This is a genomic window from Zobellia laminariae (genome assembly GCF_030553095.1).
Taxonomy (GTDB): Bacteria; Bacteroidota; Bacteroidia; order Flavobacteriales; family Flavobacteriaceae; genus Zobellia; species Zobellia laminariae.
In genome coordinates this window covers 4,192,223-4,213,907 of record NZ_CP130738.1, presented here as the reverse complement: position 1 = coordinate 4,213,907, position 21,685 = coordinate 4,192,223, and the positions used below count along the sequence as shown (strand labels likewise).

General features: G+C 32.9%; 27 protein-coding genes and 1 pseudogene. 25 read left to right on the top strand and 3 right to left on the bottom strand.

Annotated elements, in window-relative coordinates; translation table 11 throughout:
• Window positions 1–28: 28 nt before the first annotated feature.
• The 3 genes from Q5W13_RS20245 to Q5W13_RS20235 all read left to right on the top strand — a co-directional run bounded on the left by Q5W13_RS20245 (window position 29) and on the right by Q5W13_RS20235 (window position 2,377).
• Window positions 29–1,225 (top strand): hypothetical protein, encoded by a 1,197-nt coding sequence (locus Q5W13_RS20245; protein ID WP_304444260.1) that lies wholly within the window; start codon window positions 29–31, stop codon window positions 1,223–1,225.
• A 164-nt stretch (window positions 1,226–1,389) separates the two neighbouring features.
• Window positions 1,390–2,202 (top strand): hypothetical protein, encoded by an 813-nt coding sequence (locus Q5W13_RS20240; protein ID WP_304444259.1) that lies wholly within the window; start codon window positions 1,390–1,392, stop codon window positions 2,200–2,202.
• The gene (locus Q5W13_RS20235; protein WP_304444258.1) at window positions 2,144–2,377 is read left to right on the top strand and encodes a hypothetical protein; all 234 of its coding nucleotides are present in this window, start codon (window positions 2,144–2,146) and stop codon (window positions 2,375–2,377) included. Before Q5W13_RS20240 ends, Q5W13_RS20235 begins: the two co-directional genes overlap by 59 nt.
• Before the next feature lie 208 nt (window positions 2,378–2,585).
• Here Q5W13_RS20235 and Q5W13_RS20230 read toward each other — a convergent pair whose 3' ends face one another.
• Entirely contained in the window at window positions 2,586–2,888 is a 303-nt protein-coding gene (locus Q5W13_RS20230) for a hypothetical protein (protein WP_304444257.1), read from the bottom strand.
• 534 nt (window positions 2,889–3,422) lie between these two features.
• On the opposite strand from Q5W13_RS20230, the gene Q5W13_RS20225 reads away from it, so the two are divergent.
• The 6 genes from Q5W13_RS20225 (at window position 3,423) to Q5W13_RS20200 (ending at window position 7,466) form a co-directional block, all read left to right on the top strand.
• Window positions 3,423–3,572 (top strand): Imm27 family immunity protein, encoded by a 150-nt coding sequence (locus tag Q5W13_RS20225; protein ID WP_304444256.1) that lies wholly within the window; start codon window positions 3,423–3,425, stop codon window positions 3,570–3,572.
• A 9-nt stretch (window positions 3,573–3,581) separates the two neighbouring features.
• A complete protein-coding gene (locus Q5W13_RS20220) occupies window positions 3,582–3,956 on the top strand; it encodes a hypothetical protein (RefSeq protein ID WP_304444255.1) in 375 nt (124 codons plus the stop codon).
• A 354-nt stretch (window positions 3,957–4,310) separates the two neighbouring features.
• Complete coding sequence (locus tag Q5W13_RS20215) at window positions 4,311–4,871, top strand: DUF4238 domain-containing protein (protein ID WP_249755466.1); 561 nt, start codon at window positions 4,311–4,313, stop codon at window positions 4,869–4,871.
• Window positions 4,872–5,093: 222 nt separating this feature from the next.
• Window positions 5,094–5,885, top strand: a complete 792-nt coding sequence (locus tag Q5W13_RS20210; RefSeq protein ID WP_304444254.1) for an SGNH/GDSL hydrolase family protein — start codon at window positions 5,094–5,096, stop codon at window positions 5,883–5,885.
• An 8-nt stretch (window positions 5,886–5,893) separates the two neighbouring features.
• Window positions 5,894–6,736 carry an alpha/beta hydrolase gene (locus tag Q5W13_RS20205; RefSeq protein ID WP_304444253.1) on the top strand — a complete coding sequence of 281 codons (843 nt, stop codon included), beginning with the start codon at window positions 5,894–5,896 and terminating at the stop codon, window positions 6,734–6,736.
• Between the two features lie 220 nt (window positions 6,737–6,956).
• Entirely contained in the window at window positions 6,957–7,466 is a 510-nt protein-coding gene (locus Q5W13_RS20200; protein WP_304444252.1) for a DUF695 domain-containing protein, read from the top strand.
• A 460-nt stretch (window positions 7,467–7,926) separates the two neighbouring features.
• On the opposite strand, the gene Q5W13_RS20195 is transcribed toward Q5W13_RS20200, so the two are convergent.
• Entirely contained in the window at window positions 7,927–8,421 is a 495-nt protein-coding gene (locus Q5W13_RS20195) for a MarR family winged helix-turn-helix transcriptional regulator (RefSeq protein WP_304444251.1), read from the bottom strand.
• 111 nt (window positions 8,422–8,532) lie between these two features.
• Here Q5W13_RS20195 and Q5W13_RS20190 point away from each other — a divergent pair, with 111 nt between their 5' ends.
• The 16 genes from Q5W13_RS20190 to Q5W13_RS20120 all read left to right on the top strand — a co-directional run bounded on the left by Q5W13_RS20190 (window position 8,533) and on the right by Q5W13_RS20120 (window position 20,119).
• Window positions 8,533–9,612 (top strand): alanine racemase, encoded by a 1,080-nt coding sequence (locus Q5W13_RS20190; RefSeq protein ID WP_304444250.1) that lies wholly within the window; start codon window positions 8,533–8,535, stop codon window positions 9,610–9,612.
• Between the two features lie 32 nt (window positions 9,613–9,644).
• The gene (locus Q5W13_RS20185) at window positions 9,645–9,797 is read left to right on the top strand and encodes a hypothetical protein (RefSeq protein ID WP_304444249.1); all 153 of its coding nucleotides are present in this window, start codon (window positions 9,645–9,647) and stop codon (window positions 9,795–9,797) included.
• A complete protein-coding gene (locus Q5W13_RS25415; protein WP_368662581.1) occupies window positions 9,743–10,021 on the top strand; it encodes a RidA family protein in 279 nt (92 codons plus the stop codon). The genes Q5W13_RS20185 and Q5W13_RS25415 overlap by 55 nt, the downstream gene beginning before the upstream one ends.
• A gap of 407 nt (window positions 10,022–10,428) precedes the next feature.
• Window positions 10,429–11,133: a hypothetical protein gene (locus tag Q5W13_RS20180; RefSeq protein WP_304444248.1), complete on the top strand. Its 705-nt coding sequence runs from the start codon at window positions 10,429–10,431 to the stop codon at window positions 11,131–11,133.
• 425 nt (window positions 11,134–11,558) lie between these two features.
• A complete protein-coding gene (locus Q5W13_RS20175; RefSeq protein ID WP_304444247.1) occupies window positions 11,559–12,020 on the top strand; it encodes a hypothetical protein in 462 nt (153 codons plus the stop codon).
• Window positions 12,021–12,259: 239 nt separating this feature from the next.
• A complete protein-coding gene (locus Q5W13_RS20170) occupies window positions 12,260–13,033 on the top strand; it encodes a DUF6090 family protein (protein WP_304444246.1) in 774 nt (257 codons plus the stop codon).
• 50 nt (window positions 13,034–13,083) lie between these two features.
• Window positions 13,084–13,272, top strand: a complete 189-nt coding sequence (locus Q5W13_RS20165; protein WP_304444245.1) for a hypothetical protein — start codon at window positions 13,084–13,086, stop codon at window positions 13,270–13,272.
• A complete protein-coding gene (locus Q5W13_RS20160; protein WP_304444244.1) occupies window positions 13,260–13,742 on the top strand; it encodes a hypothetical protein in 483 nt (160 codons plus the stop codon). The genes Q5W13_RS20165 and Q5W13_RS20160 overlap by 13 nt, the downstream gene beginning before the upstream one ends.
• Before the next feature lie 198 nt (window positions 13,743–13,940).
• Window positions 13,941–14,207, top strand: coding sequence for a hypothetical protein (locus tag Q5W13_RS20155; RefSeq protein ID WP_304444243.1), 267 nt, complete (start codon window positions 13,941–13,943; stop codon window positions 14,205–14,207).
• Window positions 14,208–14,797: 590 nt separating this feature from the next.
• On the top strand, window positions 14,798–15,205 hold the full coding sequence (locus Q5W13_RS20150) for a hypothetical protein (protein WP_304444242.1): 408 nt from the start codon (window positions 14,798–14,800) through the stop codon (window positions 15,203–15,205).
• 774 nt (window positions 15,206–15,979) lie between these two features.
• Window positions 15,980–16,558, top strand: a complete 579-nt coding sequence (locus Q5W13_RS20145; protein ID WP_304444241.1) for a Crp/Fnr family transcriptional regulator — start codon at window positions 15,980–15,982, stop codon at window positions 16,556–16,558.
• A gap of 57 nt (window positions 16,559–16,615) precedes the next feature.
• Window positions 16,616–17,338 carry an MBL fold metallo-hydrolase gene (locus Q5W13_RS20140; RefSeq protein ID WP_304444240.1) on the top strand — a complete coding sequence of 241 codons (723 nt, stop codon included), beginning with the start codon at window positions 16,616–16,618 and terminating at the stop codon, window positions 17,336–17,338.
• Between the two features lie 198 nt (window positions 17,339–17,536).
• Entirely contained in the window at window positions 17,537–18,058 is a 522-nt protein-coding gene (locus Q5W13_RS20135; protein WP_304444239.1) for a hypothetical protein, read from the top strand.
• A gap of 468 nt (window positions 18,059–18,526) precedes the next feature.
• Window positions 18,527–19,099: a Crp/Fnr family transcriptional regulator gene (locus Q5W13_RS20130; RefSeq protein ID WP_304444238.1), complete on the top strand. Its 573-nt coding sequence runs from the start codon at window positions 18,527–18,529 to the stop codon at window positions 19,097–19,099.
• A gap of 47 nt (window positions 19,100–19,146) precedes the next feature.
• On the top strand, window positions 19,147–19,710 hold the full coding sequence (locus tag Q5W13_RS20125; protein ID WP_304444237.1) for a hypothetical protein: 564 nt from the start codon (window positions 19,147–19,149) through the stop codon (window positions 19,708–19,710).
• Window positions 19,711–19,819: 109 nt separating this feature from the next.
• Window positions 19,820–20,119, top strand: coding sequence for a hypothetical protein (locus Q5W13_RS20120; RefSeq protein ID WP_304444236.1), 300 nt, complete (start codon window positions 19,820–19,822; stop codon window positions 20,117–20,119).
• Window positions 20,120–20,275: 156 nt separating this feature from the next.
• Here Q5W13_RS20120 and Q5W13_RS20115 read toward each other — a convergent pair.
• A pseudogene (locus tag Q5W13_RS20115) lies at window positions 20,276–21,244 on the bottom strand (IS110 family transposase).
• Window positions 21,245–21,685 lie beyond the last annotated feature (441 nt).

The following is a 21,685-nucleotide window of genomic DNA, read 5'->3' as shown; positions in this document are numbered from 1 at the left end:
GCCACAATTTCGCAAAACATCAACATTTTTGAAAGATTTAAAGAAATTTAAGAGAATACTAATTGGACTTAAAAACAAAAGTCCATTACCTCTTTTGTTCGAAAATGGTTATACACCTGAAAGTATAAAAAAGGAAATTATTGAAACATTCTCGACTTATTTTGAGGACAAAACAATCCTTGATGAAATCGCAGTAAAATATTTAGTTCCTGATTGGATAAATCTAATGCGTATTTCAATTATCTATCCAAATATTGAAAGAGATTTACTTTTAGTATTAAACAACTACAAAACAGCAAAAAAAATTAATAAAGAAAGAACAATAGAAATATTAGCTTCTTTATCACCAATGCACATTGAAGCTGGAAATAAATTTTGGAGTTTTTTAAATTTAGAGATTGACAAAAAAGAACTTGAATTAGACGAATTTGCTCAAACTTCTCTTAAAGACATTTCAAATATCATCGAGGGAATTTCTAAAACATTGTATCTAGAACAACTTATGATTAACCGAGTTTTAAGAAACAAAAACTTTGAAATTCAAAAAGTAATTGAACTTAAACTTGGCAATGTTATTGACGAGTTAATAAACAATTCAAACAGTCCAAATTTATTTAAAACAGTTCCCGATAATATCAAGTTTTCAGATTGGAGAAACATTTCTGCTCATCATAATTATTCAGTGAAAAAAGAACTTATTCATTGTGAATATGGAACTGGAGAAAAAAAGAAAAAAATTATTTTAAAAAGAGAAGAATTATATGAAAAGCTAGAACAATGTATGCGTTCGACTGAAATTTTAAATTTAGCTCATAAAATATTCGGCTATGACAATATGAATGAATTTAAAAGTTTCACAAAACCGAATGATATGGAAGCAAGAGAGGAAATTGATTTTCTGACAATATCATCTGGAATTATGAGCCAAGGATTTGAAATTATAAATTTAGAATACAAGAATATTCCAAAAGCAATTTTGACTTTAAAAGACTTGACAAATGGAGATGCTAAAATGAGAGGAATTCATTCATCACAGTTTTTAACTAACTTATGGATTATAACGAGAAAACCTCATTTGGAAATAAGATACATTAAGCAAAATGGAGAACCATATCTGATTTCTAAATGTGACTCGGAAATGTGTGAATTAGTCAGTTCTGGGAAAAAGAAACTAACGGAATTAGCTGAAAAAGTTGAATTTGAATTAATAAAAAACAGTGGCTAACACCGTATATAATTTATTGCTGGCTTATTGCCTATTTGCGAAAGTCCTCGCGGACTTTCTTGGTAGGTAATTATTTACTAAATTAGTTGCTTGGAACACGCAACAAACCATATACAACAACGTTGTGCTTAATTCTGAGCCTAGTAACCAAAATGGACTAAATAATGAAAATTGGAATAAAATCAACACTTATATTTCTGTTAGTATTTTCGTTTTTAAAAACCAATGGACAAAATATAATTGAAGAATATCAAAAGGCTCAAAAGGACAGTATAAGAATCGGAAAATTGGACAGCGATTTTCTGAAGTATATTGAAAAAGGATATACACTTGCGAAACCCGAGAATGGAAAAATTACTTCAGGAGTAATTGTCTTTTTGGAAGACTCAGGATTTGAAAATAAAAATATGAGCGCAAAACAAATGTATTCTCAAGCGAATAAAGCTGGGTTTGCTGTTTTGTCTGTTTCAACAGAAATTCCATTGGACTTCTTCTTTTCCGACAACTCAATTATCGATGCACACAAAACAATCAAAGGTGCATTCGAAAAAAACAATTTGCCAAATAAAAATGTATTCCTAATCGGAGTGGGTTTGTCTGGTCACCGAGCATTAAAATATGTTGAATATACTAAGAAGGCTCGACCCAAGTTTCCATTAAATATATCCGGACTAATAATTTGTGATGCTCCTTTAGATTGGGTAAGACAGTATAATGAAGGCAAAAGAGACAAAAGAATAAATTTTGATGAAGGAGCTGTATGGGAAGGGTCTTTCTCTAATTACGTTCTAGAAAAGCACCTTAACGGTACACCAAAATCAAATCTTGAAAGCTATCTTGATTTTTCGACTTATAGTTATTCAGACGAAACAGATAGGCACATTCAATATTTACCAGGAGTTTCCAATCCGAGCTTATATGGAAATTGCCATACAATACTGGTTAGAAAAGAAAAGAAAAACTACTATAGACAATAATGCTCCAGATATGGTTGGACTTATTGCTCAAATGAAACTAGCTAAAAATGAAAACGCAGAATTAAAAATAATTTATCCGCAAGACAGCAAAACGGAGAAAAAAAACACCGCTGCAACTTGGATTTCGGTCGATAAAGACGAACTAATGGAATGGATAACGAAACAATCTGAATAAGAACTAAGCACAACAATACCTAAACGTAATGCGGACTTTAGGGCTAAATCTAAAGGTCTGTGTATATTTACTAAGTCGCTAAATCTTATGGATTTAGCTTTGGAACAAAAAAAGAAAAAGCAAAACAATAAGCTTTAGCTTCGTGCGCAGACGGAAACGAAAAGTTTCCTTACCTCCGCACTACGCTTAGCCCAACCGTTATATACAACTATAAATCATTCTCATCTATAGCTATTTTTTTATCTATCAATTCAAAAACATCAAAATGGTTTTCAAATAACACAGTCCAAACCTCATAAGGTAATTCAGCACTTAATCCTTTATCTTGTATATGTTCTATCCAACTAATACATAAAATATCTTCATTTAAATCCTTTAAAGGTTTTAAAATTGGCTTAAACATCCAAATGTGTTCGTCATCCCCATAATCAATACTAAACTTAACATCATCATTTAAGTTGTAAACACTATTTAGTAAGCCTGTCTTTTGATATTCGATAGTAGGGTGCATAAATCTAACTTTTAGTTTATACGGTAAGTAAGGTGTTAAATGTCTTAATTCTAATTCCATAATCTTTAATTTTGTTGTAAAACCGCAGTATATAACACGGTATATAATTTATAAGCCAATTAAGGCTAGTTTTTTAATTTAATCATTCGCGTATAAGGCTTACAAACCATATACAAATCGTTGAGGGAAATGACCTAAAGGCCGTGTTACTCCGCTGCAAAAAAACACGTACTGCATCAATAGCCGTTTTTTTACGACTCCCGTAACACTCATTTCCCTCAACGGTCCAGGCATGCCGCGACTTTTATAAAGGCTCTATTGCTTTTGCCAACTTTACTACTTACTTTAGATAACTACACACAACTGGGCATATATTCCAGAAGTCGCAGCAATCTTCCACTCGGTAGGCTGCGCCTTCCGGAAGATATACCCGGACCGTTGTAAAACATTAAAAAAGTGAAGGAAATCGTAGGTAAATGGATATTTAATAATGGTAAAATTATCGCTGATTCGAACTGCAAAATTATTGAGTCAATGATTGTACAGGAGCTTACCAAAATTGAATCGAGTGATGAAGGATGGACAGTCAAGTACCGAGGAAATGATAATAGTATTTGGGAATTGACCTATCCTGAGAGCCATCTTAATGGTGGTGGTCCACCTAAACTTGTCCAAATTGAATAAGACCTAGCAATGAAGTTAGAAACTGAAATAAAGAAACCTTCTCACCAATCGGAACCTGATTATGTTACTGGAAAAAAGGACGAAATAAAATCGTATGGATTTGAATGCACAGATTGCGGAGCTGATATTAATATAGATTTTCAACGCCAAATTAAATACAACTGGACTGGGAACACGGACTTGATTTCGGAAAGCGAACGGACGGAATTAAAAAAATACTATGGAATTGGATTATCTGAAAAATCACACGACGGTGGATATCCAGTTTTCGATAAAATTGTCTGCAAAACATGTGGGGAGGAATATTTGACTTATTGTGGAGTGAGGGAATTTAGCAATTCCGCTTATTCAATCCATGTTCAGGAAATTCAAAAAATAAAATAACGTTTTACAACAAAACCTATAAACAATACGGAGTTCAGGGTTAACCGAAAGGTCTGTGTATATTTATAATGTCGCAAAATCTTTTGGATTTTGCTTTGGACAGAAAAAGAAAAAACAAAACAAAAAGATTCTGCTATATACGTGACGGAAAGCAAATACTAGTTTGCTCCCGTACTGTTCATAGCTAAACCGTTATAAAGGCTGTTTTGCTTTTGCCAACTTTACTGCCTACTTTAGATAACTACACACAACTGGGCATATATTCCAACAGTCGCAGCAATCTTCCACTCGGGAGGCTGCGCCTACCGGAAGATATACCCGGACCGTTAGCAGCAATTAAAAACAGAATTACTAATGATAAAATTTACCGAATGTTTAAATGACACTTGGGACTACTTTTTTTTAGGAGACCCTTCTAAACTTTCATTATTCAAATCGGATAATAATCTTTCTAATAATCTAATTTCTGAATTTACAGAAAATAATAGCGGAGATTTAGTTGTAGAAAAGGGCGCTTTAATTCCATTATCAGGAATTGCTAATTATCCATATCATATTTTTTTTCAAATTAATTCTGAGGATTCCATATTTGATAACAATGAGAATGATTTACAATTCAAAAGAGTTGGTTATTTTCTCGAAATAGTTAATCAAGAAATATATTTAATGACTATTCCTTATCTTAAAAATTGGACTGAAGAAAACGGAATAAACTCTTTAAAATCAAATGGAATTCGCCCGAAAATTAATCTTGAAAACGGATTTTATAGTGTTGAGATTTTGGGTGGAGAAACTAATCAAGAAAGTGGTTGGGAGCCTACATTAGAATTTATTCTGAAGAAGAAGGACAAAGAAATAAAACTTACTGCGGAAGATGTGAACTTTAAATTTCAAATAAAGAGCAAGGAATATTAAAGAAAAAAGCTGCTAACACGGTATAAAAAACATAGGGCGTTTGTGCTAAATTCAAAGTTCTGTGCATATTTACAAAGTCCGCTAAATATAAAATTTGGCGTTTATAGAAAAAAAAATAAAAGCAAAATTTTTATATTTAGCTAAGTAATAAACTGAAACGATAGTGCTTATTTATTGCCCTACGTTTCTTATACTAAACGTTAGCAAACATTTAAAAAAAACATGAACATAAAATATATTTTAGGGTCTATCTTAACAATTCCGCTTTTACCATTAATGTATTTTCAAGGAAAAAAAGTAAAAGAAACTGTACCAAGTTTACCAGAAGCAAAAGGAAATAAAGGAACATCAACTGTTACATCAGAAAAAATGCTACAAATGTTAACTATTGGTGATAGTACTATGGCTAGTGTAGGTGTCAAGACACATAAAGAAGGTTTTACAGGCGCATTAGCAAATAATCTGGCGATGGAATTAAAAACCACTATTAGTTGGAATGTTTATGCAAAAAATGGTTACAATGCAAAACAAATAAAAGAAAAAATCATTAACCTCATTACAGAAAAATCTATAGACTTTATTGTAATTGGGCTTGGGGGGAATGATGCTTTCGAATTAAACACACCTAAAAGATGGAATAAAGATATCCGTAAACTTATTAAGACTGTAAGATTAAAGTTTAAAGATGTTCCTATTATATTCGTGAATATGCCCCCACTTAAAGAATTGCCAGCGTTTACTTCACTACTAAGATTTACAATTGGAAACTTAGTAAGTATTCTTGGAAAAGAATTGGAGAAAATAGTCAAAGATTTTGAAAACGTTTATTATTACACTAAAAATGTCAATACAGCGGAACTTATAAAAAGATATAACTTAAAAGTAAAACCTTCTGAGTTCTTTAGTGATGGTGTTCATCCTTCAAAAACTACGTATGGTATTTGGGCTAAAGATTTTGCTGATTTTATAACTCAATCAAAAGAAATCAAAAACGCGTTACAACATAGTAAATAAAAACACTTATGGATTTAAAAAAAGTAATAGGAACACTTCAAAAAATCTCTCCGAAATTAACTGCAAAAATCGCATTTAAATTCATCTCAAAACCTAAAAACAGGAAAATGAGGTCTTTCGAAAAATCGATTTTAGTCGATGCCCAAAAGAGTTCAATTAAATTTAAGAAATTTGACATTAAGGTTTTCAAATGGGGCAATGGAAAGAAAAAGGCTCTCATGATACATGGTTGGGGTGGACGTGCAGCTAATTTTGGAGCAATCATACCTAAATTAATTAAAAACGGCTATGAAGTGACTAGCTTCGATGGACCTTGTCACGGAGATAGCACAAAAAGAAAAACAAGTTTTTTTGAAATATCCGATTTAGTAAAACTCTTTTTACAAAAAGAAGAATACGATTTAATAATTACTCATTCAATGGGTAGCGCTTTCACATTGTTAGCAATGTCTAATTTGAAATATAAAATTAGCCAATTAATAATACTGACCACACCAAATAGGTTCCTAGAATTTATTGGTGCTGCGGTAATCCATTTCGGCTTAAATCCAGAAACAACCAAGCTGTTGATTAATAAAGTTAGAAATACCTCGGGCTACGAACCAATGACACTTAAAACTAGTCGTTTCATAAAGGACATTGAAATGCAACTTGTGACATTTATTCATGATAAGGCGGACAAAATAATATCGATAAACACTTCCAAAAAAGTAAGCGCAAGTGTCAAACATTCAGATTTCATAGAAATAGAGGGCACAGGGCATTTTAGAATGTTATGGTCAAAAAAAGTGGTGGAAGTAATTGCAGATTTAACTTCTGAAAATCGCAACAAAATAGCACTATCAGAATAAAAACGATTTGCTAACAAGGGCTATAATTAATACGGGGTTTGTGCTTAAAATTAAGTTTAGTGCTTTTTAATCAAGTCCGCCAAATCTTTTTGATTTGGCTTTAGAACAAAAAAGATAAAACAAAGTAAAAAGTTTTGGCTAAGTGCTTAATCGAAAGCTCACTACTTTTAATTCCCGTACTAACCATAGCCTAAACGTTGTACGTAATTTGACCAAAACGATGAAAAACATTTTACCATTAATATTAATACTGAATTTCGGTTCTTTATTTTCTCAATCAAAAGGAAATAAATTGGAACTGAATGACACTTGGTTTGGAGGGGAATCTGAAAGCAATGGAAAACCTGTAATTATTAGAGGTCGAGAGAATTTGAAAAACTTTATCGATTCAAAAGAATATAATGAACACATAGAATTCGTTTGGAAAATGGAAACGGAAACGGAAAACGGAATTCCAACACCAGAGGAAAATATTTTTATGGGAAAAATGGAAGACGCTTTAATAAACGATTTGGAATCTGACTTACAATCTGTTCTTACAATTGTTTATACGAATGACAATATTCGCTCTTGGATTTTCTATACGAAATCTGTACCTGAATTTCTAAAGCGGATTAACAAAATATTATCGGAATTTGAAAAACTGCCGATTGAAATAACTAACGATAAGGACGTGAATTGGGAATTATATACTGGAATTTTAAAAGGATATAATCTTGAACCGAAATAAAAAACTACGTACAACACCGTGTATAATTAATTGCTTTGGCAAGTGCTTATTTGGAAAATTCCTTCGGAATTTTCTCGCGTTCGTTTTTGTTTACTAAATTAGTTGCTGAAACACGCAACTAACCATACACAACAACGTTGAGGGAAATGACCTAAAGGCCGTGTTACTCCGCTGCAAAAAAACACGTACTGCATGAATAGCCGTTTTTTCACGACTCCCGTAACACTCATTTCCCTCAACGGTCCGGGTATGCCGCGACTTTAATTAAGGCCATCTTGCTTTTGCCAACTTTACTACCTACTTTAGATAACTACACACAACTAGGCATATATTCCAGAAGTCACAGCAATCTTCCACTCGGTAGGCTGCGCCTTCCGGAAGATATACCCGGACCGTTGTACACAATTTATAAAACAGTAATTCCTCTTAATTTTAACAATAAAAATTAAATGAATTCCAACTAGAAATCTAAGGAAAGTAATAACTTTTTAAGTAGAATTGAAAGAGCTATATTTTCAGAATCATTTAAACTTTTTATAGATTCACTTGCTTCAATAAATCGTGTTTCAATTGCTTTGTCTATCACTTCAGAACCTTTTTTTGTTAAACCTACTAACTTTATTCTACCATCTTGCAAGTCAGAAGAACGATAAATTAGCTCCAATTTCTCAAGCCTTTTTAATAAGGCTGTCATAGCTCCAGAGGTAATTAAAACAGACTTCATTAATTTAGAAGGTGTTAATTCATAAGGTTTGCCTGAGCGTCTAATTGTTGCTAAGACATCTAAATCTGTATAATGAATACCATAGTTGGATAGTGCTTTACTTGCTCTTTTTTCAAGAATTTTACTCAATTTTAATATGCGACCAACAATTTCCATAGCTGAACTATCAAGTTGTGGCTGTTCTTGTTTCCATTCTAATATTAGTGAATCAATTAAATCATTCTCTGTCATTACGCTACTTCTAATTTAGCTCAAATATACAATTTATCTTTATATAAAGATAAATTGTATATTTGCAAAGTATCTTTACGTAAAGATATTATTTAATCAAAAATAAAAAGTATGATAACTAAACCAACTCTTTTCTTAGATAAAATAAAATGCAAAGAAAATATTAACAAAATGTTTTCAAAAGCAAAAAGAAATAACGTAGAATTACGTCCTCATTTTAAAACCCATCAATCATTAGAAATTGGATCTTGGTTTAAAGAAGTTGGAGTAGATAAAATAACCGTTTCATCAATATCAATGGCCGAATATTTTTCTAGTCAATGGAATGATATCACTATCGCTTTTCCTACAAATATTTTAGAAATTGAGCCCATTAATAAATTAGCACAAAAAATAACAGTTAATCTTTCTATTGAAAATGAAGAAAGTATTCTATTCCTATGTGAAAATTTGAAATTTGAAGTTAACGTTTTCCTTAAAATTGATGTTGGTTATCATCGTACAGGAATAGAGCCAACAAATCTTAATTTAATTGATAACATTTTAAATAAAATAGATACTAATCCATTTATAAACTTTACTGGTTTTTTAGGTCACGCTGGTCACACATATAACTGTAGAACTGAACAAGGCATTGTTGAAATACATAAAAAGAGCTTAGATATAATGAGTAATCTAAAGCAAAAGTATATAATTCAATTTCCTAATTTAATTATTTCATTAGGAGATACTCCAAGTTGTAGTGTTGCTGAAAATTTTTCCGGAGTTAACGAAATAAGACCTGGAAATTTTGTTTTTTATGACTTAACTCAAAACCTAATCGGTTCAAATTCAATATCACAAATAGCAATTGCTATGGCTTGCCCAATAGTTGCGTTACATGAAAATCGTTCAGAAATAGTTGTTTATGGTGGAGGTGTTCATCTTTCAAAAGATAGATTAAACGATAAGGAAGGAGTAGTTTTTGGAAGAGTAGTAAGCAGAACAGAAAATGGTTGGGGTGATTTAATTCCGAATACTTATGTAAAAAGCTTATCACAAGAGCACGGAATAATATCAGTCCCAAAAGATGAAATTAACAACTATAAAATAGGTGATTATTTAATGATTCTTCCTGTACATTCTTGCACAGCATCTAACTTAATGAAAAGCTATTCTACATTTGATGGACAAGAAATATCAAGACTATAAAGAAAAACTACAAAATAATAAAAAATAGTAAAATGAAAATTATTGATTCTCCAAAAATGCCGAAAGCAAACGGGCATTATTCCAATGTATTGAACATAACGGTATTTTGTATCTTTCTGGGCAACTTCCTATTGACCAAATATCTAAAAAAATTCCTAAAACAATTGAAGAACAAACTGATTTAGTTCTTCAAAATACTGAAACTATATTAAATGAAGCTGGTAGTACAAAAAACGACATTCTACAAGTACGAATTTACATTTCGAATATAGAATTATGGGATAAAGTTAACGACAGATATCGTATTTTTTTTGAAAACCACAAACCAGTTAGATGTATTATACCAACACGTGAATTGCATTTTGATTGTTTAATTGAAATTGAAATAACCGCTATTATAAATGATTGAACAACTGTGTACAACACCGTATAAAATTAATTGCTGGTTTTAGCCAATTTACGAAAGTCCGCGAGGACTTTCTATCTGTGATTTATTTGCTAACTTTAGTGCTTAAAACACGCAACTAATCTTATACAAATACGTTGAGGGAAATGAACTAAAGGCCGTGTTACTCCGCTGCAAAAAAACACGTACTGCATGAACAGCTGTTTTTTCACGACTCCCGTAACACTCATTTCCCTCAACGGTCCGGGCATGCCGCGACTTTAATTAAGGCCATCTTGCTTTTGCCGACTTTACTGCTTACTTTAGATAACTACACACAACTGGGCATATATTCCAGAAGTCGCAGCAATCTTCCACTCGGGAGGCTGCGCCTACCGGAAGATATACCCGGACCGTTAGGTGTCATTTGAATGAAAAATTTTACAAACATCATATTGCTACTTCTGATTTTAACTTCTTGCCAAAACAAAAAGGAGAATAACGGAATTTCCAAAACTGAACTAAAAGAACAAATCAGTGAACCGTATTCGAACTTAATGCTTTATGACAGTTTTGACAATAAATTAATTCTTGACACTATTTCAAAAAGAAGAGAATCTCAATTTTCACCAGTTTATATTGGACAAATAACGGACTCAATTGAATTATGCTATAAAACCTCAAAAATCGAACATAGAATTGAGGATATTGATTGGGGAAAATATAGAAGCCCAAAAGCAACCGACTTAAATATATTCATTGACACAACAAAAACAATCGGATTTCCAATGTGGATTTGGGAATATTATAAAGCACCTGAACATCGTGTAAATAAAAAGTCATATCCTATTTTTATTAAAAACCAAAGTTCTGACACTTTAAGTATCGGATTTGGGGATGTATTACCTATGCTGACAGAAGCACAGGACTCGATTGGTAATTGGAAACAAGTTGAGAGACAATTTATATATGATTGTGGAACAGGTCTGACTGAATTTTATCTTCCACCAAATCAAATTGCAATTTCTGCTTTGAGACAAAATTATGGAACGAATAAGACAAAATTTAGAGTTAGATTTCGACTTGGAGACAATGAAATTTACTCGAACGAAATAAACGGAAAAATTAATAACTGAATATAAAAAACGCCACCTAACAAAGTGTAAAAATAATTGCTTGGTTCTAGCTTACTCGGAAAATCCTGCGGATTTTCCTCTGGTTCGTTCCATTTTTGTTAAGTTAGTTGCTTAACCACGCAACTATCCTTACACAAACCGTTGAGGGAAATGACCTAAAGGCCGTGTTACTCCGCTGCAAAAAAACACGTACTGCATAAATAGCCGTTTTTTCACGACTCCCATAACACTCATTTCCCTCAACGGTCCGGGCATGCCGCGACTTTTATAAAGGCCATCTTGTATTTGCCAACTTTACTGCCTACTTTAGATAACTACACACAACTGGGCATATATTCCAGAAGTCGCAGCAATCTTCCACTCGGTAGGCTGCGCCTTCCGGAAGATATACCCGGACCGTTGTAAAACATTTAACTAATAGAAATTTGAACAGTATTAAATTTTATATTTTATCTTTTTTTCTTATCAATCTTACAGGATGTGATAGCGTAAATAGCTCAGATATTGTTAGAGATGATTTATATGAAAATATAAAAAAATTCATAAAATATTCTGAAGAAGAGGCAGAAGAGTTTAAGAATGGAAGTGCTGATACGAACATATATTGGGTGGAATTCTTCGAAGAGGATGATAACGATTTAGTTGTCCTGATGCAACAACCTTATTATGACTCTTCTGATACAGATGGTTACTTAAAAATAGATGAGAATTTTATCTTTTTTTATTATTCAGATTTAATGATGGTAACTGTGGATAAATTAGAAAATGAATTACCAACAGGACTTCCTAATCAAAATTCTATAGAATCTGGATTAGGTTATAGCGCACCCAATTGGGCATATATTATAACGGAAAACGGTTTAGTAAAAACCTTTATTGGAGAATAACTCAAACGGAATAAAACGTTTTACAACAAAACCTAAACGTAATGCGGACCTCAGGGTAAAACCAATGGGGCTGTGTATATTCATGAAGTCGCTAAATCTTATGGATTTAGCTTTGGACAAGAAAAAATAAAACTAAACAATAAGCTTTAGCTTCGTGCACAGACGGCAACCAAAAGTTTCCTTGCCTCCGCACTACGCTTAGCCTAGCCGTTGTGCTTCATTATGACTAACCTCGATCAATGATAAATTTCTATAGAAGAATAAGACAAAACCTACTGACTGAAAGCAAATTTAGTAAATATCTGATTTATGCAATCGGAGAGATTATTCTTGTCGTCATTGGAATTTTAATTGCACTCTATTTAAACAATAGAAACGAATCAAATACTATTCATAAACAACAAGTAAATTATTTGATGTTAATAAAACAGGAGATGATCAACAACATTAAATCTCTTGACACAGAAAAAAAGGAGTTATCACAAACCTTGAACAGCTGCAGAAAAACATTAAATACCATTAATTCTGATAATCAAATAAATAATATAACTGAAGCTGATTTGTCTAGAGCATTAGCATTGAACATAAGTTCTGATATAATTATTCAATATGAAAATGGAGCCTTAAGCCAAATAATATATTCGGGAGGTTTAAAAGACATCAGGAATGATAGTATTCGTAGAATTTTGGCATCGTGGGAAGGTAAAATAAATCTAGTCAGATTACAAGAAGAACAGGTTAATAACGCGATAGAAAAAGTCAAAAATTTTATTACAAAATATGGAGAAATTAGAAATATTATCGAAGATTTAGGTATGCATAAAAAGCTTGAACTAGACTCGTCCGAAAGTAGAGGTAGTAACAAAAAAATTCTAAAATCAAAAGAATTTGAAAATGTACTTATCGACTTATTTTTGACTGGGCATGCGCTGCATGAAACAGAATATCCTGAATTTGAAAAAGAGATGCAATCCCTTATCAATTTAATAAACGAAGAATTGAGTGAAAAATAACGAAAGCACAACAACGGCTATAGCAAATAGGGCGAAAAGCGCTACATTTAATGGCTTGGGCGTATTTGCTAAGTCCGCCAAATCTTTTGGATTTGGCAATTAAACAAGAAAAAATAATTACGAAACAAAAAGCTCTGGCTACGAGCGCAGACGGAAACGAAAAGGTTTCCTTGCCTGCCCTACTTGCCATAGCCGAAACCGTTGTGTACCATATCCAAAATTGCGGATGGAAAAAGTAAAAATAATTGAATTAATAAAAAAAGCAGAAAATCTAACTCCTAAAAAATTGGAAAGGGATTTAGAACCACTGGATGGATTTCCAGACGTCCCCAATTGGCACAAATATGAATCTGAAATTTGGGAAATTGGAGAAGAGATAAGACAAATAATTAATACAAAAAAATCGTTAAGGAAAGACTCAGAATTAACGGATTTAATCATGAAATTTTGTCTAAATAAAAATTCAAAGCGAGGTAGACAATCATTCATACTTTTGCTGGGTTATAAACATTTGTCAAAATATGCTACTCAACTGATTGAAATGCTTAATGACAAATTCGTAAAAGGACAAATCATTGACACAGTATATAAAATGCAAGCTGAAGGATTTCAAAAAGAAATTGGTGCTTTTATGATGGACAAACATACATGGATTAGAAAACTGGCAACAAAGTACGTGGAAAAATACGGTACACAACAACGGCTATAATTAATGCGGACTTTGGTGTTTTATCTAAGGTTCGTTTATATTTATATAGACCGAAAAATCAGTTTGATTTTGCTTTGAGAGAAAAAAATTAAAACATAACAAACTGTTTTGCTTAGTGCTTAGTTGGAAATCCGTCGGATTTCTGCACCGCACTAATCATAGCCCAAACGTTGTAATCAATAGCTCAAAAAATATAAAATGGGATTTCACTTCTTAAATAACAGCATAGAATTTGAATATCTGAAAGATTCATACGAATATGACACTATAAGTCCTGCAAATTATTGTATTTCAACATTAAAAAAGATTAATAAACGAATTAAACAAGGAGAGATAATAGTTATAACAAGGGACGAGGAACGATTCACAAAAGGAAGAACAGATATTATAAATAATGAAGAAGACTTCAAAAAATGGTTAAGAGAGGTTTACCGAGGGTTTGAAAATATTTTAGATGATAATTGAAAAATCTTATGGACTTTACTCAAACGCAACTGTTCCGCAGATGGACTTTACTCGGACGAAATAAATACAGAAACGCAATCGTTCGTGTTTACTCTTGTGTGTCGCTACTGATTACAACAATACCTAAAATTAATGCGGAGGTTTGGTGTTTAATCAAAACGTTAGTGTAATTTTATAAGGTCATCAAATCTGTTTGATTTGACATTTTAAAAAGAAAAAAATAAACGCAAACAAAAAGCTTTGTCTTAGAGCGAAGACGGAAACTTTACAGTTTCCTTGGTTCCGCACTAATCTTAGCTTTGGCGTTGAGGGAAATGACCTAAAGGCCGTGTTACTCCGCTGCAAAAAAACACGTACTGCATAAATAGCTGTTTTTTCACGACTCCCGTAACACTCATTTCCCTCAACGGTCCGGGCATGCCGCGACTTTCATAAAGGCTATTTTGTTTTTGCCAACTTTACTACCTACTTTAGATAACTACACACAACTGGGCATATATTCCAGAAGTCACAGCAATCTTCCACTCGGCAGGCTGCGCCTTCCGGAAGATATACCCGGACCGTTGTAGCACATTTGCCAAAACAACCGAATGATTGAATTAATACTATCCACTTTAGCTGAATTTGGACTCATTCGAGAAGATTTTAAACATCATAGAAAAATCTCGAAAATGGAAAAAACTGATGGAAAGAAACGACATTTCCAAAGGTATTTTCTACAGCCGAGTTCAGTTATGGTTATTTCTGTTTTAGTCATTGGGAGTTTAAGTGCTATTCTGTTTTTTACTTATCAAAGAAAATCTGTGTTTCCTGAAAAAACAAAACAGGAAATATCGGAAATGAGTGACAGAATGGATAATTGGAAAGAAAATTTAGGAAAATATCCAACGGAACTGAATGAATTAATCGGGAATAGTCCTTTAAGACAAGATTGGAAAAAAGACGCCTCAATCGAGAATATAAATTTACGATTACGGAAAACGGAAAAGGATTTTTAATAACGTCTGCTGGTTCAGATGGAAAATTTCATACTGACGATGACATTAAATCGGAATAAAAGAGGTTTAAAAATTATTGGACTTTATATAATTAGCTTAGTCTGTATATTTTTCTATTTCTTAATGGATTACTATAACATCATCTTTGTACTCTATGAAAAATGGGACATGAATCCCTATGGCAAGTTTACTACACTTGTTTTTACTGGATTACTTCAATATGGATTATTAATAGTTGGTATATGTATTTGTTCAACTCTGAGTTTTATTCTAATCAAAGAGAAAATTAAAAGCGAATAAATAAAAACGTGCTACAACAACACCTATAAACAATACGGGTTTTGGGCTTAAATGAAAGGTTTGCATATATTTATGATGTCGCGAAATCTTTGGGATTTCGCTTTGACCTGAAAAAAAGAAAAAACAAAACCAAAAGATTGCGCTATGTGCGTGGCGGAAAGCAAACGCTAGTCTGCTCCCGTACTGTTCATAGCTAAACCGTTGAGGGAAATGACCTAAAGGCCGTGTTACTCCGCTGCAAAAAAACACGTACTGCATGAACAGCTGTTTTTTCACGACTCCCGTAACACTCATTTCCCTCAACGGTCCGGGCATGCCGCGACTTTTTTAAAGGCCATCTTGCTTTTGCCGACTTTACTGCCTACTTTAGATAACTACACACAACTAAGCATATATTCCAGAAGTCGCAGCAATCTTCCACTCGGGAGGCTGCGCCTACCGGAAGATATACCCGGACCGTTGGCAACAAGCTAAATGAACATCGAGCTAAAAGAAATATCGTCATTTTTTGAAACCGAATATCCGTTAAATAAAGATGGTTTGCGGAAATTACTTTCGTTATTCAAATTAGAAAAGCTAAAAAGAGGAACGCAAATTCTTAATGCAGGAACAGAAGAAAAAAAATTGCGCTTTTTGAATAAAGGTGTCGTAAGAGAATATTATGCAACTTCAGATAAAGAGACCAACATTAACTTCTATACCGAACCTCAATTTATTACAGATTTAACTTCTTTCAACGCCAATTCTAGAACGAAAAAATATCAAGAGACTTTAAGTGATGTTGAGCTTCTTGCAATCGACAAAAGTTCCTTTAGAAAACTGCTAAATGAGTACGACTGCGGAAAATCCTTTATAGACTTATCATTTCAACGATTATTAAAGAACAAAGAACTTTTTGAATACAATAGGATAACCAAAAGCCCAGAAGAACTGTACAATGAACTTTTCATTTACAGACCAAATTGGCTCGAAAAAATTCCACAATATCGTATTGCTTCTTACCTAAATATTACACCTGAAACTTTAAGCCGAATCCGTAAACGTATTTCTTGATTCAAATCAATATAAAGTATGCTATGGAATTCTAATTTTGATTCTTAAAACAAAATTATGAAAATACATCACTTACGAAATGCCACAATGGTTATAGAAACTAAAAACGAATTTATTTTAGTTGACCCAATGTTAGGAGAAAAAGGAACTGCTGGACCACCTTTTACACTTTTTAGGTTTAAACCAAAAAGAAATCCAATTTTAGATTTACCAAATAATGCTTTGGATATTGTGAATAAAACAACACATTGTATTATTACACATTTACATCCTGACCATTTAGACAAAAAGGCAGAAGTGTTTTTAAAATCAAATAATATCCCTATTACTTGTAGTATTAAGGATGAAAAAATATTAAGAAAACGAGGTCTGAATGTAGTGGAAACTGTTGACTATTGGAAAGAATCTAAATTTTTAGGAGGAACTATTGAAGGTATTCCAGCAAGACACGGTTATGGTTTTATAGCCAAACCAATGGGGAATGTTATGGGGTTCTATATTCAATTACCAAATGAGAAAACTATTTATTTAAGTGCCGACACCATTTACACAGAAAATGTTGACAAAGTTTTAAAACAGTATAAGCCAGACATCAACATAGTCGCCTGTGGAACTGCTCAATTAGATATTTTTAAACCATTGTTAATGACAATGGATGATATTATTAAATTTACCAAAAATGCACTTATGGAATTGTTGTTGCAAATCATTTGGAGGCTGTTAATCATTGTCCAACAACACGCACACAACTTTCGTCTGAACTTAAAAAACAAGGGTTAATTGAAAAAACAAGAATTCCGAATGATGGAGAAACAATAGCAATCGAATAAAGCCAGTTGCCAACACCGTATAAAATTAATTGCTGGTTTTAGCCAATTTACGAAAGTCCTCGCGGTCTCTCTATCTGTGTTTTATTTGGCAACTTTGGTACTTAATCAACGCAACTAATCTTATACAATCACGTTGGCAAACATTTAAATGAAAATTATCCCTTCCGAAAAAATAGAACTTACAACAGGACTTTCCAATCAGGAGGTTAGAAAAATATTGAGGGACAATATTCGACCAAAAAGAGGTTTTAGAATTGGATTTAATAGACCCAAGGACGACAAACTTTTCGAAGGATTTTTTGAACGAGACCGATTTGAAATACAGCGAATAATTAAAGGAAGAAATTCATTTATCCCGCAAATAAAGGGGCGAATTCAAACGGACACAAACGGAACAAAATTGATTGCGGACTTAAAAATTCACGGATTTGTTATCGTCTTCATGACCTTTTGGCTGGTATTTGTTTTTCTTGCCTTAATTGCGACCATAGTCGGAATTTCAACTCAAGGAACAAACCCATTGGCTTTGATAGTTCCGCTGATTATGATGTCATTCGGTATTGGTTTAGTGCATTACGGATTTAATAGCGAAAAGGATAAGTCCATAAACGACTTAAATCGGATTTTAAACGCAAGGATTAAGGAAAAAACGTTTGCCAACAATACCTAAACGTAATGCGGACTTTGGGGTAAAATCGAAAGGTCTGCGTATTTTTATGAAGTCGCTAAATCTTATGGATTTAGCTTTGGACAAGAAAAAATAAAACTAAACAATAAGCTTTAGCTTCGTGCGTAGACGGAAACGAAAAGTTTCCTTGCCTCCGCACTACGCTTAGCCTAGACGTTGAGGGAAATGACCTAAAGGCCGTGTTACTCCGCTGCAAAAAAACACGTACTGCATGAACAGCCGTTTTTTCACGACTCCCATAACACTCATTTCCCTCAACGGTCCGGGCATGCCGCGACTTTAATCAAGGCCATCTTGCTTTTGCCGACTTTACTGCCTACTTTAGATAACTACACACAACTAAGCATATATTCCAGAAGTCACAGCAATCTTCCACTCGGTAGGCTGCGCCTTCCGGAAGATATACCCGGACCGTTGTAGCACATTAAAGCAAAACTAATTTTATAAATAATGCAATTACAAAATCTGTTCGACTCATATCATAAATTATCCGAAGAAGAAATTGAATTGATAGCAAAAAATATAAGTTTAAGACAATTTAAATCTAATGAAACGTTCTTAAAAGCTGGAATTCGTAGTAATGAAATTGGACTTGTTACTTCCGGAGTATTTCGATATTATTTTTTTGACAACGAAGCAAATGAAGTCACTTCCTTTTTTATGTCAGAAAATGAATTTGTTGGTAACGTGTCTAGTTTTTTTGAGTACATACCCAGTTCTGGGACTATTGAAGCCATAACCGAATGTGAAATTATAATAATACCAAGAAAGTCTTGGGAATTATTTTGTGCAGAAATACCACATTGGGAAAACACCTTTCAAAAAATAATTAATGAAGTTCTAATAAAGAAAACTAACTTTCAAAGAAGTCTTATTAATTCAGATGCTAAAGCTTCATATCTGAAGTTTTTAAACACTTTTCCAAATATTTCTAACAGAATACCATTAATTTATATCGCCTCATTTTTGGGTATTACTCCTTTTTCTTTGAGTAGAATTCGTAAAGTTATTGCTACTCTTTAGTATTTCTTGCCATTTAGCAAGTCAAGTCATTTTTAATCTTATTTACTTTGCTTCATATTAAACAAATTAAAGATATGCTTAGTAAAATAATGACAATAGGTAGTTTATTAATTGCCTTAACAAGTATGGCACAAACTCCTAAACTTAAAAATGAAAAACAAACAATTATGAATCAAAAACAATTAGACAAAAAAACAGAAAATGAAATAAAATCCTTCGTTTATGCTTGGTATAGCAGATTTGACAAAGGAACCAGTATGAGTGAAATCACTCCATTTTTACCTGATGAAACAGTTGAATTTGTATATCCACAGGCTACACTAAACTCTGTAGAGGAATTAGTAAAATATGCAGACCAATCTTTTGCAGCAATAAAATCGAGTGCACATTATATCAACGAAATTTCTGTATACAAAATAGGAGAAAATCAATTCGAAATTATTTGTCCACACACGTATCACGCTTTAACAGCTGATGATAAAATGATGCAGATGGATTTTGTTGGCAGAATGAAAATAGACATTAATCTTAAAACAAAAAAAGACCCAAGTGGTAAATTATTTAAAGTAACAGCTTATAAAGTAGCTTTACAGAATACTATAAGCAAGTAAAATTGAAAATATAACGGATACTAAAACAGATGATTTTTCTTTTACAGATGTTAAATCTTTCACACATAAATGGTTTGGTTTAATAGATGCTGGAGACGCAGATTCTTTAATGACGCTAACAAGTAATAATGCTTTAAACATAGATATTCTTGGAAATAAAGCAGATAACAAAGAAGGTCTTAAAGCATTTTTAAATGCTCAAAAAGAAAGTCAAAACTATTCAGTACATACGCCCACAAACATAAAAGTTGAGAAAAATGAAAAAGGGTTTAAAGTAACTTTTGTTCTTCATTTTGAAGGAGATATTAAAGGAATGGGACTTATGAATTTAAGCAACATTACAACTTGGACGTTGATTGAAGAAGATGGAGCATTAAAATTAAGCGACTATACATTAGCAATCTTATAGGTAACTAAATAAGCACTCTGAAAAAATAACGTGCTACAACAAAGAACTGAGGTAAAAAACAAACAAATTCTTCTTTAATCTGAGACAATACTATTCTAGGCTCATAGATTCTAAAATCAGATTCTTTGAGCTTTTTTCATACAATTTACCTTCTATTTATCTAGACAATATCGAAACGTAAGTTTCATCATATGGCCTTCCGGATTTCGCAATGGCAAAGGACTGTTTAAGTAGTTTGTTTGCAACTGCTATCAATGCCAGTTTCTTACTTTTTCCTTTGTTCACGATTCGCTCATATACCTCTCTGCACGCCTTGTTGTGCTTACATGCATTAAAGGAACATAGAAACAATAGATTCCGAAGTTTTCTATTACCCACTTTGCTTATTCGAGCACGACCTCTTACACTGCTCCCGGACTCACGTATCGTTGGGGTTATACCAACATAACTACAAAGCTGTGATGCCGTTTCGAACTTGTTAAAACCATCGGTGACCACTATTAAGAACAATGCGGTCTTTTGCCCTATGCTTGGTATTGACATCAACAAGGTCAATTGTTCTTGTTGATCTTCTTTTACCAAGGATAGAATCTTTGATTCGATAGCTACCACCTCTTAATTTAGCTGTTTCCTGTTGCGTATCAAGGAACGATAAACAAACTTTGAGGGAATGCCCAAAACAGCTTCTCCATGTATTTTGTTCTTAGTTGCGGTACGTTGTTTTAAATACGTATCCAATAACCGAAACAACTGCAAACATTCACTCTGGGTATCTGTCAAGGCATTGTAAATAGGAACCTCGTTGATCAGGGCATACTCACATATGGCCTTGGCATCGCTCTTGTCCGTTTTTACCTTGGCAAGTTTCATTTGAATGAACCGCTTAATCGATAATGGGTTTACTACTGAAACTAGTACTCCTTTTTTGTAAAGAAACTGTGCTAGTCTATAATGATAATACCCGGTAGCTTCCATAACGACCAATGAACCTTTGGGTAATTCCTCAAGGTATTTCTTAAATCCCGTTTCATCGTTTTTATACTGGTCGTGACCTTTCTTGCTCCCGTGCACATCAAAGACATCTTTACTGATGTCAACTCCAAAAGTTTCTTTATATTTATTCATAAGATATGTTTTATGAAAGAACCGGCTACTTCTGCTCACAACAACTTGAAAACGAGATCTAAAGTCTCACAGAACTGAACGTGATCTGAGTAGTAAAAGAGAGAGGATTATCAATGTTGTCGAAGTCTAAAGCTTCACCGTATATAGTAACCTTAATTCTCTCTTTTGTTCTTTCTTGTTATATCAACAATTTACTGAGAATCAAACTTAAGATGTATATAAAACATAGCTAATATGGGATTTCCGAGAGGTTTGTGCGTATTTGCAGAGTCGCCAAATTTTTAAATTTGGCTTTTAGAATAAAAAAGATAAAAACAAAACATAAAAATTCGGCTTGTGTATAATCGGAAAGGTCAGCGTCTATTTACACGCTACGTTTCATATACGAGACCGTTGTAGTAAATAAGATGCGAAAGAAAAAATCCAAAACAGAATTGAAAA